At 62.4% G+C, this 14,832-nt stretch carries 15 protein-coding genes; all 15 read right to left on the bottom strand.

From position 1 onward, the window contains the following. Positions 1-64: 64 nt before the first annotated feature. Entirely contained in the window at positions 65-676 is a 612-nt protein-coding gene (rnhB, locus tag RS899_RS04105) for a ribonuclease HII (RefSeq protein ID WP_315809162.1), read from the bottom strand. Continuing rightward, on the bottom strand, positions 676-1,818 hold the full coding sequence (lpxB, locus tag RS899_RS04100; RefSeq protein WP_315809161.1) for a lipid-A-disaccharide synthase: 1,143 nt from the start codon (positions 1,816-1,818) through the stop codon (positions 676-678). The genes rnhB and lpxB overlap by 1 nt, the downstream gene beginning before the upstream one ends. Positions 1,819-1,820: 2 nt before the next feature. Continuing rightward, positions 1,821-2,597, bottom strand: a complete 777-nt coding sequence (gene lpxA / locus RS899_RS04095) for an acyl-ACP--UDP-N-acetylglucosamine O-acyltransferase (protein WP_024766075.1) — start codon at positions 2,595-2,597, stop codon at positions 1,821-1,823. Then, on the bottom strand, positions 2,594-3,034 hold the full coding sequence (fabZ, locus tag RS899_RS04090; protein WP_024766076.1) for a 3-hydroxyacyl-ACP dehydratase FabZ: 441 nt from the start codon (positions 3,032-3,034) through the stop codon (positions 2,594-2,596). Before fabZ ends, lpxA begins: the two co-directional genes overlap by 4 nt. A 48-nt stretch (positions 3,035-3,082) precedes the next feature. Beyond that, the gene (gene lpxD, locus RS899_RS04085; protein WP_054908334.1) at positions 3,083-4,144 is read right to left on the bottom strand and encodes a UDP-3-O-(3-hydroxymyristoyl)glucosamine N-acyltransferase; all 1,062 of its coding nucleotides are present in this window, start codon (positions 4,142-4,144) and stop codon (positions 3,083-3,085) included. After that, a complete protein-coding gene (locus tag RS899_RS04080; RefSeq protein ID WP_054908333.1) occupies positions 4,144-4,647 on the bottom strand; it encodes an OmpH family outer membrane protein in 504 nt (167 codons plus the stop codon). Before RS899_RS04080 ends, lpxD begins: the two co-directional genes overlap by 1 nt. 48 nt (positions 4,648-4,695) lie before the next feature. Beyond that, positions 4,696-7,071, bottom strand: a complete 2,376-nt coding sequence (gene bamA, locus RS899_RS04075; protein ID WP_233298119.1) for an outer membrane protein assembly factor BamA — start codon at positions 7,069-7,071, stop codon at positions 4,696-4,698. 73 nt (positions 7,072-7,144) lie between these two features. Next, positions 7,145-8,497 carry a sigma E protease regulator RseP gene (rseP, locus tag RS899_RS04070; protein WP_233298120.1) on the bottom strand — a complete coding sequence of 451 codons (1,353 nt, stop codon included), beginning with the start codon at positions 8,495-8,497 and terminating at the stop codon, positions 7,145-7,147. Positions 8,498-8,513: 16 nt separating this feature from the next. After that, the gene (gene ispC / locus RS899_RS04065) at positions 8,514-9,704 is read right to left on the bottom strand and encodes a 1-deoxy-D-xylulose-5-phosphate reductoisomerase (protein ID WP_054908330.1); all 1,191 of its coding nucleotides are present in this window, start codon (positions 9,702-9,704) and stop codon (positions 8,514-8,516) included. Beyond that, positions 9,701-10,516: a phosphatidate cytidylyltransferase gene (locus RS899_RS04060; protein ID WP_315809160.1), complete on the bottom strand. Its 816-nt coding sequence runs from the start codon at positions 10,514-10,516 to the stop codon at positions 9,701-9,703. Before RS899_RS04060 ends, ispC begins: the two co-directional genes overlap by 4 nt. Then, positions 10,510-11,265, bottom strand: a complete 756-nt coding sequence (gene uppS / locus RS899_RS04055; protein WP_315809159.1) for a polyprenyl diphosphate synthase — start codon at positions 11,263-11,265, stop codon at positions 10,510-10,512. The genes RS899_RS04060 and uppS overlap by 7 nt, the downstream gene beginning before the upstream one ends. 16 nt (positions 11,266-11,281) lie before the next feature. Then, positions 11,282-11,839 (bottom strand): ribosome recycling factor, encoded by a 558-nt coding sequence (gene frr / locus RS899_RS04050; RefSeq protein WP_045210004.1) that lies wholly within the window; start codon positions 11,837-11,839, stop codon positions 11,282-11,284. A gap of 1 nt (position 11,840) precedes the next feature. Then, positions 11,841-12,578, bottom strand: coding sequence for a UMP kinase (gene pyrH, locus RS899_RS04045; RefSeq protein ID WP_017521181.1), 738 nt, complete (start codon positions 12,576-12,578; stop codon positions 11,841-11,843). A gap of 206 nt (positions 12,579-12,784) precedes the next feature. After that, complete coding sequence (gene tsf / locus RS899_RS04040; protein ID WP_054908327.1) at positions 12,785-13,654, bottom strand: translation elongation factor Ts; 870 nt, start codon at positions 13,652-13,654, stop codon at positions 12,785-12,787. A 125-nt stretch (positions 13,655-13,779) separates the two neighbouring features. Further along, positions 13,780-14,520, bottom strand: coding sequence for a 30S ribosomal protein S2 (rpsB, locus tag RS899_RS04035; RefSeq protein ID WP_054908326.1), 741 nt, complete (start codon positions 14,518-14,520; stop codon positions 13,780-13,782). Positions 14,521-14,832 lie beyond the last annotated feature (312 nt).

Below are 14,832 nucleotides of genomic sequence, written 5' to 3'. Positions count from 1 at the left end.
AGCCGCTGCGTCAACGCACCGGAGAACAGCCTGCCAGGAATATTTTCAGAGTAATAACAGGGTGTTACAGGATGCCGGCGGCGTCTTCGAGCAAAGCGCGCACCGGGCCGAACGAACGGCGATGAATGGGTGTGGGGCCCAGGCGCTTGAGGGCTTCGAGGTGCACGGGAGTGGGATAGCCCTTGTGCCCGCCGATGCCGTAGCCAGGGTACTGCGCTTCCATTTCCTGCATCTCGCGGTCGCGGCTGACCTTGGCCAGGATCGAGGCGGCGGCGATGGCCGGAACCTTGGCGTCACCCTGCACCACCGGCGCCGAAGGGACTTTAAGCTTCGGGCAACGATTGCCGTCGATCAGCGCCAGTTTCGGCGTGACACTGAGGCCTTCCACCGCGCGCTGCATGGCGAGCATGGTGGCATGAAGGATGTTGAGCTGGTCGATCTCGTGGACGTCCGCTCGGGCGATGCACCAGGCCAGGGCTTTCTCGCGAATCTCGTCGAAGAGTTTTTCCCGCTTGGCTTCGGTGAGCTTCTTGGAATCGTTCAACCCGCTGATTGGTCGCGCCGGATCGAGAATCACCGCCGCGGTAACCACGGGACCGCACAGCGGACCACGGCCTACCTCATCGATACCGGCAACCAGCTCTTCGACAAGGGTGAAGTCCAGGCCCATCTGCATCAGCGTTTCTCCATCAGGGCGAGCACCGCCTCGGCGGCCTGCGCTGACGCATCCTGGCGCAGGGCGCGATGGATGGCGTCGAAGGGTTCGGTCTGCACGCTGCCGTCATCGAGCAGCGGCATCAAGGTTGCGGCCAGAGCCTCGGGCGTCGCCGCATCCTGGATCAGTTCCGGCACCAACAGTCGGCCGGCCAGCAGGTTCGGCAGCGAGATGTACGGGCTCTTCACCAGGCGCTTGAGAATGCGGTAGGTCATGGGCGCCACCTTGTAGGCAACGACCATCGGCCGCTTGTACAGCAGCGCTTCCAGCGTGGCAGTACCAGAGGCGATCAACACAGCATCGCAGGCGGCGAGGGCCTCGTGGGAAGCGCCGTCGAGCAACTGCACCGGCAAGTCGCGGCCGACGAGCATCTCTTCGATCTGCAGGCGACGCTCGGGACTGGCACAGGGCAGCACGAAACGCAGGCCAGGGCGATCCTGGAGCAGGCGCTGGGCAGTATCGAGGAACAGCGCACCGAGCTTGCCGACCTCCCCTCCGCGGCTGCCAGGCAGGAGTGCCACGACGCTGGCGTCCTGCGGCAGGCCAAGGCGCCCGCGCGCACCGGCACGATCAGCCTCCAGCGGGATGGTATTGGCCAGCGGATGGCCGACAAAGCGCACCGGCACCGCATGCTCTTCGTAGAAACGCGCCTCGAAGGGGAAGAGTGCCAGCATCAGGTCGCAGGCTTGCTTGATCTTCAGCACGCGCTTCTGCCGCCAGGCCCAGACCGACGGGCTGACGTAGTGCACCGTGCGGATGCCCGCCTGGCGCAGCTTCAATTCGATGTTCAGGTTGAAGTCCGGCGCATCGATGCCGATGAACACATCCGGCTTCGCCGCGATCAGCATCTGCACCAGGTCCTTGCGCCGGCGCAGCAGTTCGCGCAGGCGTCCGAGTACCTCGAACAGACCCATGACAGAGAGGCGTTCCATGGGGAAGTGCGACTCCAGCCCTTCGGCCTCCATGCGCGGGCCACCGACACCGATGAACTCGATGTCGGGGTGGCGCTGTCTGAGCGCCTGCATGAGACCGGAGCCGAGGATATCGCCGGACGCCTCGCCCGCGACCAGGGCGACGCGCAGCTTGCGTGCGGTGCTTTGCATGGTCAGCGAGTGATGCCGCGGGTGGAGCTCTGGATGGAATCGCGGAACACCGCGACTTCCGGGAACTGCGCGGAGGCTTCAGCCAGCTCGGCCAGCGCCTCGTCTACCGTCAGGCCCTGGCGGTAGACCACCTTGTAGGCCCGGCGCAGCGCCTGGATCGACTCGGCGCTGAAACCACGACGGCGCAGGCCCTCGAAGTTCATGCTGCGGGCCTCGGCGGGGTTGCCGAAGACCGTGACATAGGCCGGGACGTCCTTACCGATGGTGGTTCCCATGCCCGAGAAGGCGTGGGCGCCGATACGGCAGAACTGATGCACCAGGGTATAACCGGAGAGGATTGCCCAGTCATCCACGTGAACATGACCCGCCAGCGCGGTGTTGTTCACCAGGATGCAATGGTTGCCGATCACACTGTCATGGCCGACATGGACGTAGGCCATGAACAGGTTGTGGTCGCCAATGGTGGTTTCGGAGCGGTCCTGGATAGTGCCGCGATGGATGGTGACACCCTCGCGGATCACGTTATGGTCGCCGATCACCAGGCGAGTCGGTTCGCCCTTGTACTTCAGGTCGGGGGTATCTTCACCCACGCTGGAGAACTGGAAAATCCGATTGTGCTTACCGATCTTCGTGGGGCCTTTGACCACCACGTGAGGACCGATCACCGTACCTTCGCCGATCTCCACATCCGGCCCGACCATGGACCAGGGGCCCACTTCTACGTCGTCAGCCAGCTTTGCGCGCGGGTCGATGATGGCGCGAGGATCGATCAAACTCATAGTTTGCGTTCCGCACAGATGATTTCAGCCGAGCATACCGGCTTGCCGTCCACGGTGGCATTGCAGTCGAACTTCCAGATGCCGCGCTTGACGCTGAGGAACTGGGCATTGAGCTGCAATTGATCGCCCGGCAGCACTGGCTGGCGGAAGCGCAGCTTGTCGGAGCCGACGAAGTAGTACAGGGTGCCATCGGCCGGCTTCACGTCGAGCATCTTGAAGCCGAGGATGCCGGCGGCCTGGGCCATGGCCTCGATGATCAGCACGCCCGGCATGATCGGATGCTGCGGGAAGTGGCCATTGAAGAACGGCTCGTTGATGCTGACATTCTTGTAGGCGCGAATGCGCTTGCCTTCGATGTCCAGCTCGACCACCCGATCCACCAGCAGGAAGGGGTAGCGATGAGGCAGGTATTCGCGAATCTCGTTGATGTCCATCATGTTCAGGGGAGCCTGTTCAGAAAAGGGAAACGCCAAAAAATGCGTGGATCACGCATCTGATGGAGCGTCTCCGCTTGGGGTCACGGCGGCCAGGCGCTTTTCCAGCTGCTGCAGACGACGGGCCATGTCATCCAGCTGACGAATGCGCGCGGCACTCTTCTTCCATTCAGCCGCAGGCTGCATGGCGGTACCGGAGGAGTAGGAGCCCGGCTCGGTGATCGAGCGGGTCACCATGGTCATCCCGGTGACGAAGACGTTGTCGCAGATCTCGATATGGCCAACGAGGCCGACACCGCCGGCGAGCATGCAGTGCTTGCCGATCTTGGCGCTGCCGGAAATCCCGCAGCAGCCGGCCATGGCAGTGTGATCGCCGATCTGCACGTTGTGGGCGATCATGATCTGGTTGTCCAGCTTCACGCCGTTGCCCACGATGGTGTCGGATAGAGCACCACGATCGATGGTGGTATTGGCGCCGATCTCGACGTCATCACCCAGGGTGACGCCGCCGATCTGCGCGATCTTCTGCCAGACGCCCTGGTGGTTGGCAAAGCCGAAGCCCTCACCACCCAACACCGCACCCGACTGGATAACCACACGCTTGCCGATGCGCACGTCGTGGTAGAGGGTTACGCGGGGCGCCAGCCAACCGCCCTCGCCGATCACGCTGCGCGCGCCGACGAAGCAATGGGCACCGATGGTCACGTTGGCGCCGATCTGCGCGCCTGCCTCGACCACGGCATACGGACCGACACTGGCGGAGGCGTCGACCTGCGCACCCTCATCGACCACGGCAGTGGGATGAATGCCAACCGCCGCCTTGGGCTTGCGGTCGAACTGGTGGGACAGACCGGCATACGCCAGGTAGGGGTTGGCAACGACCAGTGCATTACCGGTGAAGCCTTCGGCATCGGCCGCCGTCAGCAGGACGGCTCCGGCCTGGCTATCAGGAAGGAACTTGCGGTACTGCGGATTGGCCAGGAAGCTGAGTTGGTCAGCCCCTGCCTCTTGCAAGGTAGCCAACCCGCGAACAACCAAGGCGGGATCGCCGCGCAACTCGGCATCGAGCTGCGCGGCCAGTTCGGCGAGGGTAAAGGACAGCTCGGTCATCATCAGCGCAGTTGGTTCATGCGCTCGATGACTTGGCGGGTGATGTCGTACTGCGGCTTCACGTCGACCACGGCACCACGCTCGACCACGAGGTCAAAACCACCCTTCTTGATGGTTTCCTCAACGGCCTGGTCCAGCTTCGGCTTGAGCTTCTTCAGCATGTCGCGGTCGGCGACAGCCTTGGCTTCGTTCAGCTCCTTGGATTGGAACTGGAAGTCACGGGCCTTCTGCTTGAAGTCGTTCTCGGCCTTGTCACGCTCGGAGGCGGACATTTTGCTGCCACCGTTGACCAGTTTGTCCTGCAGGGACTTGGCATCGGTTTCCAAGGCCTTGAGCTTGGTCAGCTGGGGGCCGAACTTCTTCTCGGCGTCGACGGCGTACTGCTTGGCCGAATCGGACTCGAGGAGTGCCATCTGATAGTTGAGCACCGCGATCTTCATGTCGGCGAACGCGGGGCTCGCTGCCAGGGCGGCGGTGATCAGGACGAACTGGGTCAACTTACGCACAATGCACTCCTGCACAAAGCATGGTTGTCATTACAACGATACGGCCAATTAGAAGGTCTGTCCCAGGGAGAACTGGAAGATCTGGGTTTCGGCGTTGTCCGGCTTCTTGATCGGAGTCGCCAGGCTGAAGCTCAGCGGCCCCAGAGCAGTGATCCAGGTCAGGCCCACACCGGCAGACATCGCCATGTCCTGGAACTTGACGCCGTCGCAGCCTTGAGTGGTCGAAATAGGACAATCGGTGTCGAATACGTTACCTATGTCGTAGAACAGCACGGTACGCAGTTGGCGCTGATCCTTCACGAAGGGCAACGGGAACAGCAGTTCGGCGCCACCGGTGATCAGGATGTTACCACCGAAGGCTTCCGGATCCTGATCCGGGTCGGTGTAGCGGCCTTGGTCATCCGGTCCATCACCGTTGTTACGAGCTTTACTGGGCGTACTACGCGGACCAAGGGAGCTGTCCTTGAAGCCACGTACCGAGTTGAAGCCACCGGCGTAGTAGTTCTCGTAGAACGGCAGGCGATCGGTATCGCCGTAGGCGCCGCCATAACCGAGCTCGGTGTGGAAGCGCATGGTGTAGTTTTCAGTCAGCGGCGCGAAGATCTGGCCACGGTAGTCGAGCTTGTAGAACGACAGGTCGCTGCCCGGAATGGTGGTTTCCAGCACCAGGCTCTGCGAGTGACCGCGGTTCGCCAGCACACCCTTGTTCAGGGTCGATTCGGACCAGCCGATGGACGCCTTGAAGTTGGTGAAGCTGTCGCCTTCCTTCTCGATGAAGTCGAAGATCTCGTCGACGGTATAGGCGCCGGTATCGATGTCGTCGCGCTGAACGGTCAGGCCGTAGGTCAGGCGCGAAGTCTCGCTGATCGGGTAGCCGATGCTAACGCCGGCACCCAGGCTGTTCACCGAGTAGCTGGAAACGTCTACGTCGAGCTGATCGTAATCGGTCTTGCGGTAGAAGGCGTTGTAGCCAAGGCTCACGCCGTCGACGGTCCAGTAGGGGTCGACGAAGCCGAAGTTGTAGCGGGTCTGGTAGTCGGATTTGGTCAAGCCGATGCTGACCTTGTTACCGGTACCCAGGAAGTTGTTCTGGCTGATCGAGCCGCCAAGGATCAGGCCGGCGCTCTGGGCGAAGCCCACGCTGGCGGTAATCGAGCCGGACGGCTGCTCTTCCACGCTGTAGTTGACATCGACCTGGTCGTCGGTGCCCGGTACCGCCGGGGTCTCGACGTTGACTTCCTTGAAGTAGCCCAGGCGCTCCAGGCGCTGCTTGGACTGATCAATCAGGTAGGTCGAGGCCCAGCCGCCTTCCATCTGGCGCATTTCGCGACGGAGAACTTCGTCCTCGGTCTTGGTGTTGCCACGGAAGTTGATGCGGTTGACATAGGCGCGCTTGCCCGGGTCGACCACGTAGGTGATCGACACGGTCTTGTTCTCGTCGTTCGGCTCGGGTACGCCGTTAACGTTGGCGAAGGTGTAGCCCTCGTTACCCAGGCGACGGGTGATGAGGTCGGAAGTGGTGGTCATCACCTTGCGGGAGAACACCTGGCCCTTCTTCACCAGCAGCAGCTTCTTCACTTCCTCTTCCGGTACCTTCAGGTCGCCGGAGAGCTTCACGTCGCTGACGGTGTACTTCTCGCCTTCATTGACGTTGACGGTGATGTAGACGTGCTTCTTGTCCGGGGTGATGGACACCTGGGTAGAGGCGATATCCATGTGGATGTAGCCGCGGTCCAGGTAGTAGGAACGCAGGCGCTCCAGGTCACCGGAGAGCTTCTCGCGGGAGTACTTGTCGTCATTCTTGAAGAAGGACAGCCAGTTGGTGGTCTTCAGCTCGAACAGGTCGGTCAGGTCCTCTTCGGAGAAGACGGTGTTGCCCACCACGTTGACATGGGCGATGGCCGCCACGGTGCCTTCGTTGATGTTGATCTTCAGCGCGACACGGTTGCGCGGCTGCGGCACCACTTCGGTCTCGATCTCGGCGGAGTAGCGGCCCTGGGCTACGTACTGGCGTTGCAGTTCGTTACGCACGCCTTCGAGGGTGGCGCGCTGGAAGATTTCGCCTTCGGAGAGGCCGGATTGCTTCAGGCCCTTCATCAGGTCTTCGGTGGTGATCGCCTTGTTGCCCTCGATCTCGATGCTGGAGATGGACGGGCGCTCGACCACGTTGACGATCAGCACATTGCCATCACGGCTGAGCTGGATGTCCTGGAAGAAACCGGTCTTGAACAGCGAGCGGGTCGCTTCGACCAGGCGGCGATCATCGATCTGCTCGCCGACGTTCAGCGGCAATGCGGCGAACACGCTGCCGGCAGACACGCGCTGGAGGCCGTTGACCCGGATATCGGAAACAGTGAAGGACTCGGCGTGAACCTGGGCGATCATCAGCGCGGAAAGGGCCGCGGGAAGCAGAAAGCGTTTCATGGAGTCCTTTTATTCCAACTGACAAATAGAGAATCTGCCGCAAAAGGCGGCAGATCCGAAAATCCAATGGCGGTTACAGTCGACTCAGATCGTTGACCAGGGCCAACAACATGACCCCGACTACCAGGCTGATGCCAATCTGCATCCCCCAAGCCTGGACCCGCTCCGACAATGGGCGACCTCGCACCCACTCGACCATGTAGAACAGCAGATGCCCGCCATCGAGGACAGGAATCGGCAACAGGTTGAGAACCCCCAAGCTGATGCTCAGATAGGCGAGGAAATGCAGAAAATCCCCTACGCCGGACTGGGCTGAAGCGCCCGCCACTTTAGCAATGGTTATCGGCCCGCTCAAGTTTTTTACCGAGAGCTGCCCGAGCACCATTTTCTTTAGAGAATCCAGAGTTAGCAGGCTCATGGACCAGGTTCGGGAGAGCGCCTGCCCCACCGCGGCCACCGGCCCGTAACTCACTTCGCGGAGCATTTCCGGCGGCCACTGACCACCGGCGACACCCGCGCCCAGGTAGCCGGTGCGGGCCTTGCCCTCGCCTTTGGCCGCCAGGGTCAGGGCAAGCTCCTGGTTCCGGCCGGCGCGCTCGACCTCCAGGGTCACCTTGCCCTCCGGCATGGCGCGTACACGCGAGACCACTTCTTGCCAATCCGTGACCTGCTGGCCATCAAGAGTGACGATCCGGTCACCGATCTGCAGGCCGGCTGCCTTGGCAGGGCCCTTTTCGTCCAGCTCGGCAATCAGCGGCGCGACAGAGGGTCGCCAGGGCTGGATCCCGAGCCCACCGATGGGATCGGGACTGTCTTCGTTCTTCAGCCAGGAACTGATGCGCACCTGGTGCACCGCGGGAACACTCGAGCCCTTCTCCAGCACCGTGACGCTCAGCTCGCCCGTTTCACCGAGGCGACGCACCAGCTGCAGGTTGACGCTGCTCCAGCCATCGACGGCCTCGCCGTCCACGGCAACGACTTCCTGGCCGGACGCCAGGCCAGCGACGGCCGCCGGGCTATCCGCCACTACAGAGCCGATGACCGGCTTGATCTGCTGGCTGCCGAGCATGGCCAACACCCAGAAGAACAGGATGGCGAGTAGGAAGTTGGCCACCGGGCCCGCCGCCACGATGGCGATGCGCTGGAACACGGTCTTGCGGTTGAAGGCATGGTCGAGCAGCTCGACGGGAACATCACCCTCGCGCTCGTCCAGCATCTTCACGTACCCGCCCAGGGGAATGGCGGCAACAACAAACTCGGTGCCGTGCCGATCATGCCAGCGCACCAGCGGCGTGCCAAAGCCCACGGAGAAGCGCAGGACCTTGACCCCGCAGCGGCGGGCGACCCAGAAGTGTCCGAATTCGTGGAAGGTGACCAACACGCCCAGGGCGACAATCAGTCCCACCACCATATAAAGGGCGCTCATCGCTACCTCCTCGGGCTCAATGCCCGCGCTCCTGCAACCACGCCTGCGCCGCACCGCGTGCGCGTCGGTCAGCCACCAGCACCGCATCGAGCGATTCGACCGGTGTGTGCGCCTCGCGGTTCAGCACTTCATCGATGATAACCGGGATATCCGTGAAGCGGATGCGCCGCTCGAGGAACGCCGCAACGGCCACTTCGTTTGCCGCATTGAGCATCGCCGGCACACTGCCGCCAGCCTCGGCGGCCTGGCGCGCCAGGCGCAGGCAGGGAAAGCGCTGTTCATCGGGCGCACTGAAGTCCAGGCGAGCGATGGAGAACAGATCCAGCGGCGAAACCCCGGAATCGATCCGCTGCGGCCAGGCCAGCGCATGGGCGATGGGGGTGCGCATGTCCGGGTTGCCCAGCTGGGCCAGCACCGAGCCGTCAACGTAGTCCACTAGCGAATGAATCACGCTCTGCGGATGGATCACCACCTCGACCTTCGACGGCGCTGCGTCGAACAGCCAGCAGGCCTCGATCAGCTCCAGGCCCTTGTTCATCATGCTGGCCGAGTCGACGGAAATCTTCCGCCCCATCGACCAGTTCGGATGGGCGCAGGCCTGCTCCGGGGAAACATCGAGCAATTGCTCCAGCGGCGTCTCCCGGAACGGACCGCCCGAGGCGGTCAGCAGGATACGGCGAACGCCGACCTGCCCCAGTCCGCGAGCGTAATCCGCCGGCATGCACTGGAAGATCGCATTGTGTTCGCTGTCGATGGGCAGGAGCACCGCACCACTGGCACGCACGGCGTCCATGAACAGGGCGCCGGACATCACCAACGCCTCCTTGTTGGCCAGCAATACCCGCTTGCCCGCCTCGACGGCGGCCAGAGTGGGCTTGAGGCCGGCAGCACCGACGATAGCGGCCATCACCGCATCCACTTCAGGATGCGCGGAAACCTCGCAAAGCCCAGCCTCTCCCACCAGCACGCGAGCCTGCAGGCCGGCGGAATTCAGGCGATCCTGAAGGGCCTGCGCCTGCTCCTTCTCCGGCACCACGACAAAGCGCGGCCGATGGCGCACACACAGGGCTTCGAGCTCTGCCAGACGGGAAAAGCCGCTGAGAGCGAATACGCGATAAAGATCAGGATGACGCCCGATGACGTCGAGGGTACTGAGACCGATCGAGCCCGTCGCCCCCAGCACGGTAATCCACTGCGGATGACTCACGGAGCCCCCCAGCCCACGGCCCACAACAGCGCGGTGAACACCGGAATCGCGGCGGTCAGGCTGTCGATACGGTCCAACACGCCGCCATGGCCCGGCAGCAGGTTGCTACTGTCCTTGAGGCCTGACTGGCGCTTGAACATGCTCTCGGTGAGGTCGCCGATGACCGACAGGGCTACCACGATGGCCGCACACGGCAGCGCCAGCAGCAGCTCACGGACAGTCCAATCCCGGTAGATGGCGACGACGACGGTGATCGCCAGGCAAAGCGCCATGCCACCGAAGAAGCCTTCCCAGCTCTTGCCCGGACTGACGCGCGGAGCGAGCTTGCGCTTGCCGAAGGCCTTGCCGGAGAAGTAGGCACCGATGTCGGCGGCCCAGACCAGCACCATCACCGCAACGATCAGCCAGTTGGACAGCGGCCACTGCTTGAGCAGCACTAGGCCCTGCCAGGCCGGCAGCAGGATCAGCAGGCCAATCAGCAGGCGACGCCAGCGGCCGCCCCAGCTTGATGCGCTGTCCGGGTAAGTCAGCACCATCACGATCGCCAGCACCCACCAGAGCAGCGCCAGGACCAGCACGGCGCCTGCCAGTTGCGGCAGCCAGGCCAGCACCAGCATCAACCCGGCAACCACCGCGGCGTAGCCGACGCGGGCGGACTGCTCGTTGTAACCCGCCAGGCGCGCCCATTCCCAGGCTCCCAGACTGACTACCAGGCCAATGAACAGCGAGAACGCCGCACCGTCGAGCAGGAAGAAACCACCCAGCGCGATCGGCAACAGGATCAGCGCCGTGATGATTCGTTGTTTCAACATGAGGGAGGTGCCTCGGCCTCGACCTGCTCACTGGTCTTGCCGAAGCGGCGCTGACGAGAGGCGAAGTCCTGCAACGCAGCCTGCATGGCTTCGTGCTTGAAGTCGGGCCAGTAGAGATCGGAGAAATACAGCTCGGCGTAAGCCAGCTGCCAGAGAAGGAAGTTGCTGATGCGGTGCTCGCCGCCCGTACGGATGCACAGGTCGGGCAACGGCTGGTCGCCGGTGGTCAGGCAACCCTGGATCAATTCCGGGGAAATATCGTCCGGTACCAGATGACCCGCCTGCACTTCGCGAGCGAGGCGCTGGGCGGCCTGGGTGATGTCCCACTGGCCACCATAGTTGGCCGCCACTTGCAGCAACATGCTGGCGCCATTGGCCGTCAGCGCCTCGGCCTCGCGCATCGCCGCCTGCAACTCAGGGGCGAAGCGACTGCGATCGCCGATGATGCGCAGGCGGATGCCATTGGCGCTGAGCTTGCGAACCTCGCGGCGCAGGGCCATGAGGAACAGCTCCATCAGCGCGCCGACCTCTTCGGCCGGGCGCTGCCAGTTCTCGCTGGAGAAGGCGAACAACGTCAACACTTCGACGCCAGCCTCGGCGCAGGTCTTGATCACCGCACGGACGGCATCCACGCCGGCCTTGTGCCCGGCCACGCCAGGCATCAGGCGCTTCTTCGCCCAGCGATTGTTGCCGTCCATGATGATCGCCACGTGCCGAGGCACGGGCGTCACCTGCTTGGTCTTTTCCATGACGAGAGCCCGGCCGTCAGACGGCCATCAGATCCGCTTCCTTGGCCTCGAGGGCCTTTTCGATCTCGGCGACGAACTTGTCGGTGATCTTCTGCACGTCGTCACCGGCGCGGCGCTCTTCGTCCTCGCTGATTTCCTTCTCTTTCTGCAGGTCTTTCAGTTGGGCCAGCGCATCGCGACGAATGTTGCGCACGGAGACGCGAGCCTGCTCGGCCTCGGCACGGGCCTGCTTGGTGAAGCCCTTGCGGGTTTCCTCGGTCAGGGCCGGCATCGGGACGCGAATGGTGGTGCCGGCAGTGGCCGGGTTCAGGCCCAGGTCGGAGGTCATGATGGCCTTCTCGACAGCCTGGATCATGCTCTTGTCGAAGACGCTGAGAGCCAGGGTGCGGGAGTCTTCCACGGTGACGTTGGCCACCTGGCGCAGCGGCGTGTCGGAACCGTAGTAGGACACCATCACGCTATCCAGGATACTCGGGTGCGCACGGCCGGTACGAATCTTGGCGAAGGCATGACCCAGGGCTTCCAGGGTTTTGCCCATACGATCCTGTGCTTCCTTCTTGATCTCGTTGATCATCTCAATCCTCCTCGATCAGGGTGCCTTCAGCACCACCTACAACAATATTCAGCAGCGCGCCGGGCTTGTTCATGTTGAACACGCGCAGCGGCATTTTCTGGTCCCGGCACAGGCAGATGGCGGTGAGGTCCATCACACCCAGCTTGCGATCGAGCACTTCATCGTACGTCAGACGTTCGAACTTCTCGGCATTCGGGTCCTTGAACGGGTCGGCAGTGTACACGCCGTCCACCTTGGTCGCCTTGAGTACTACGTCAGCATCTATTTCGATGGCGCGCAGGCAGGCGGCAGAGTCGGTGGTGAAGAACGGGTTGCCGGTACCGGCGGAGAAGATCACCACTTCGCCACTCTTGAGGTGGCGCATGGCCTTGCGACGATCGTAGTGATCGGTCACGCCGACCATGGAAATAGCGGACATGACGATGGCGGTGATATTGGAACGCTCCAGGGCGTCACGCATGGCCAGGCCGTTCATCACGGTGGCGAGCATGCCCATGTGGTCGCCGGTGACGCGGTCCATGCCCGCCGCGGACAGAGCCGCGCCGCGGAAGAGGTTGCCGCCACCGATCACCAGACCGACCTGCACGCCGATACCGACGAGCTGGCCGATCTCCAGCGCCATGCGGTCCAGCACCTTGGGATCGATGCCGAACTCCTCGGAGCCCATCAGGGCTTCGCCGCTCAATTTTAGAAGAATGCGTTTATAGCGAGGTTGACGAGCGCTCAGCTGCTGAGCCATGACCTTTTTCTCCTGCGGCGATTGAATGCTGTGCGCCTTGTGGGCGCCTTGCGGAAAGCTTGGACCAGCCAGCCTTACGGCGCCTTTAAACCCGCCTGGCGGGCCTGCGCCGTGGAAGCCAGCCCTTTTGGCTTCCCCAGTTTGGCAAAGAGGCCGCGCGCGTTAGCGGGCAGCCTCTTGCGGGGCGACAGTCGTGAGACTGTCTATTACTGCTTGGAAGCGGCTACTTGAGCAGCAACCTCGGCAGCAAAGTCGGCTTCGACTTTCTCGATGCCTTCGCCTACTTCGAAGCGAACGAAGGAAACGATTTCAGCACCGGCTTTCTTGGCCAGGTCACCGACCTTGACTTCCGGATCCTTGACGAACGCCTGCTCGACCAGGCTGGCTTCGGCCAGGAACTTCGAGATACGGCCCTTGACCATGTTCTCGACGATGTTTTCCGGCTTGCCGGCGATCTTGTCGGCGTTCAGAGCGAGGAAGATTTCCTTCTCTTTGGCAACAGCTTCTTCGGAAACCTGCGACGGATCGAGGAACTGCGGGTTGCTGGCAGCGACGTGCATGGCGATATCGCGAGCCAGTTCAGCGTTGCCACCCTTCAGAGTGACCAGAACGCCGATGCGGTGGCCGTGCAGGTAAGCACCCACCACGTCACCTTCTACGCGAGCCAGACGACGGATGTTGACGTTCTCGCCGCACTTGGCAACCAGGGCTTCACGGGCCGGCTCTTGCTCGGCGATCAGCGGGGCAGCGTCGGTCAGTTTCTGAGCAACGGCCTTTTCCAGGCTGGCAGCCACGAAGTTCTTGAAGTCGTCCTGCAGGGCCAGGAAGTCGGTCTGCGAGTTGACTTCGATGATGGTGGCGGACTTGGCATCGTCAGCCACTTTGGCGGCGATGGCACCTTCGGCGGCGATGTTGCCAGCCTTTTTGGCAGCCTTGATGGCGCCGGAAGCGCGCATATCGTCGATGGCTTTTTCGATGTCGCCTTCAGCGGCTACCAGTGCCTTTTTGCACTCCATCATGCCCTGGCCGGTACGCTCACGCAGTTCCTTGACCAGTGCTGCAGTAATTTCTGCCATTTCGAAATCCTCTTGAGTTGCTCTCAAAACCAGATCGCCCGGATACCCGGGCGGAATGTTCGGGGTGGCAAAAAGGGGGCCTAGCCCCCTTCCTGCTCACCGTAGGACGTCTGGACGTCCTGGAATCAGCCTTCGGCGGATTCGGCCGGTGCTTCTTCGACGAACTCGTCAGCAGTCACGCCACCGGCGTTCTTGCCACGCAGTACGGCTTCGGCCATGGAGCCCAGGTACAGCTGTACGGCGCGGATGGCGTCGTCGTTACCCGGGATAACATAGTCAACGCCTTCCGGGCTGCTGTTGGTATCGACGACGCCAATGACCGGGATACCCAGCTTGTTGGCTTCGGTGATAGCAATGCGCTCGTGGTCAACGTCGATAACGAACAGAGCGTCCGGCAGGCCGCCCATGTCCTTGATGCCGCCCAGGCTGCGATCCAGTTTTTCCAGATCACGGCTGCGCATCAGGGCTTCTTTCTTGGTCAGCTTGGCGAAAGTACCGTCCTGGGACTGAACTTCCAGCTCGCGCAGACGCTTGATCGACTGACGGATGGTCTTGTAGTTGGTGAGCATGCCGCCCAGCCAACGGTGGTCGACGTACGGCATGCCGCAACGGGCAGCTTCTTCACGAACGATCTTGCCAGCGGAACGCTTGGTGCCGACGAACAGGATCTTGTTCTTGCCCTGGGCCAGGCGCTCAACGAAGGTCAGGGCCTCGTTGAACATCGGCAGGGTTTTTTCGAGGTTGATGATGTGGATCTTGTTGCGCGCGCCGAAAATGAACTTGCCCATTTTCGGGTTCCAGTAACGGGTCTGGTGGCCGAAGTGCACACCGGCCTTCAGCATATCGCGCATATTGACTTGGGACATGATAGTTCCTCGATAAGTCGGGTTAGGCCTCCATGCATCCCAACGGCCAACCCTTCGACTGTGTCGCAGGGCACCCAGGCCATCGTGTCGATGCATGTGTGGGTTAATGCCCCGGAATGGCCGTAGCCTCCGGAGCGGGGCGCTTTATACCACAACCTCGCCCAGAACAAAACCCGGGAGGACGCCCGGCACCTCCCCCACCGCCTCGTTCGAGCAGCTCCGTCGGCCGCCCGCGCTTAATAGAAGAGCACCAAATCTGATAGACTTGCGTATTCCTCTTATTTACCCGCGCGTACGCAGCGCCTGATAGAG

Source organism: Pseudomonas sp. C9-3 (genome assembly GCF_032392015.1).
Taxonomy (GTDB): domain Bacteria; phylum Pseudomonadota; class Gammaproteobacteria; order Pseudomonadales; family Pseudomonadaceae; genus Pseudomonas; species Pseudomonas nitroreducens.
This window is presented reverse-complemented; position numbering and strand designations above follow the sequence as displayed.

Excerpts from the sequence above, each read along its gene's own strand:
- lpxB (WP_315809161.1), bottom strand. The coding sequence starts at position 1,818 with ATGCAAAGCACCGCACGCAAGCTGCGCGTCGCCCTGGTCGCGGGCGAG.
- rseP (WP_233298120.1), bottom strand. The coding sequence starts at position 8,497 with ATGAGCGCCCTTTATATGGTGGTGGGACTGATTGTCGCCCTGGGCGTG.
- RS899_RS04060 (WP_315809160.1), bottom strand. The coding sequence starts at position 10,516 with ATGTTGAAACAACGAATCATCACGGCGCTGATCCTGTTGCCGATCGCG.
- bamA (WP_233298119.1), bottom strand. The coding sequence starts at position 7,071 with ATGAAACGCTTTCTGCTTCCCGCGGCCCTTTCCGCGCTGATGATCGCC.
- fabZ (WP_024766076.1), bottom strand. The coding sequence starts at position 3,034 with ATGATGGACATCAACGAGATTCGCGAATACCTGCCTCATCGCTACCCC.
- uppS (WP_315809159.1), bottom strand. The coding sequence starts at position 11,265 with ATGGAAAAGACCAAGCAGGTGACGCCCGTGCCTCGGCACGTGGCGATC.
- frr (WP_045210004.1), bottom strand. The coding sequence starts at position 11,839 with ATGATCAACGAGATCAAGAAGGAAGCACAGGATCGTATGGGCAAAACC.
- rnhB (WP_315809162.1), bottom strand. The coding sequence starts at position 676 with ATGCAGATGGGCCTGGACTTCACCCTTGTCGAAGAGCTGGTTGCCGGT.
- lpxD (WP_054908334.1), bottom strand. The coding sequence starts at position 4,144 with ATGATGACCGAGCTGTCCTTTACCCTCGCCGAACTGGCCGCGCAGCTC.
- tsf (WP_054908327.1), bottom strand. The coding sequence starts at position 13,654 with ATGGCAGAAATTACTGCAGCACTGGTCAAGGAACTGCGTGAGCGTACC.
- lpxA (WP_024766075.1), bottom strand. The coding sequence starts at position 2,597 with ATGAGTTTGATCGATCCTCGCGCCATCATCGACCCGCGCGCAAAGCTG.
- rpsB (WP_054908326.1), bottom strand. The coding sequence starts at position 14,520 with ATGTCCCAAGTCAATATGCGCGATATGCTGAAGGCCGGTGTGCACTTC.
- pyrH (WP_017521181.1), bottom strand. The coding sequence starts at position 12,578 with ATGGCTCAGCAGCTGAGCGCTCGTCAACCTCGCTATAAACGCATTCTT.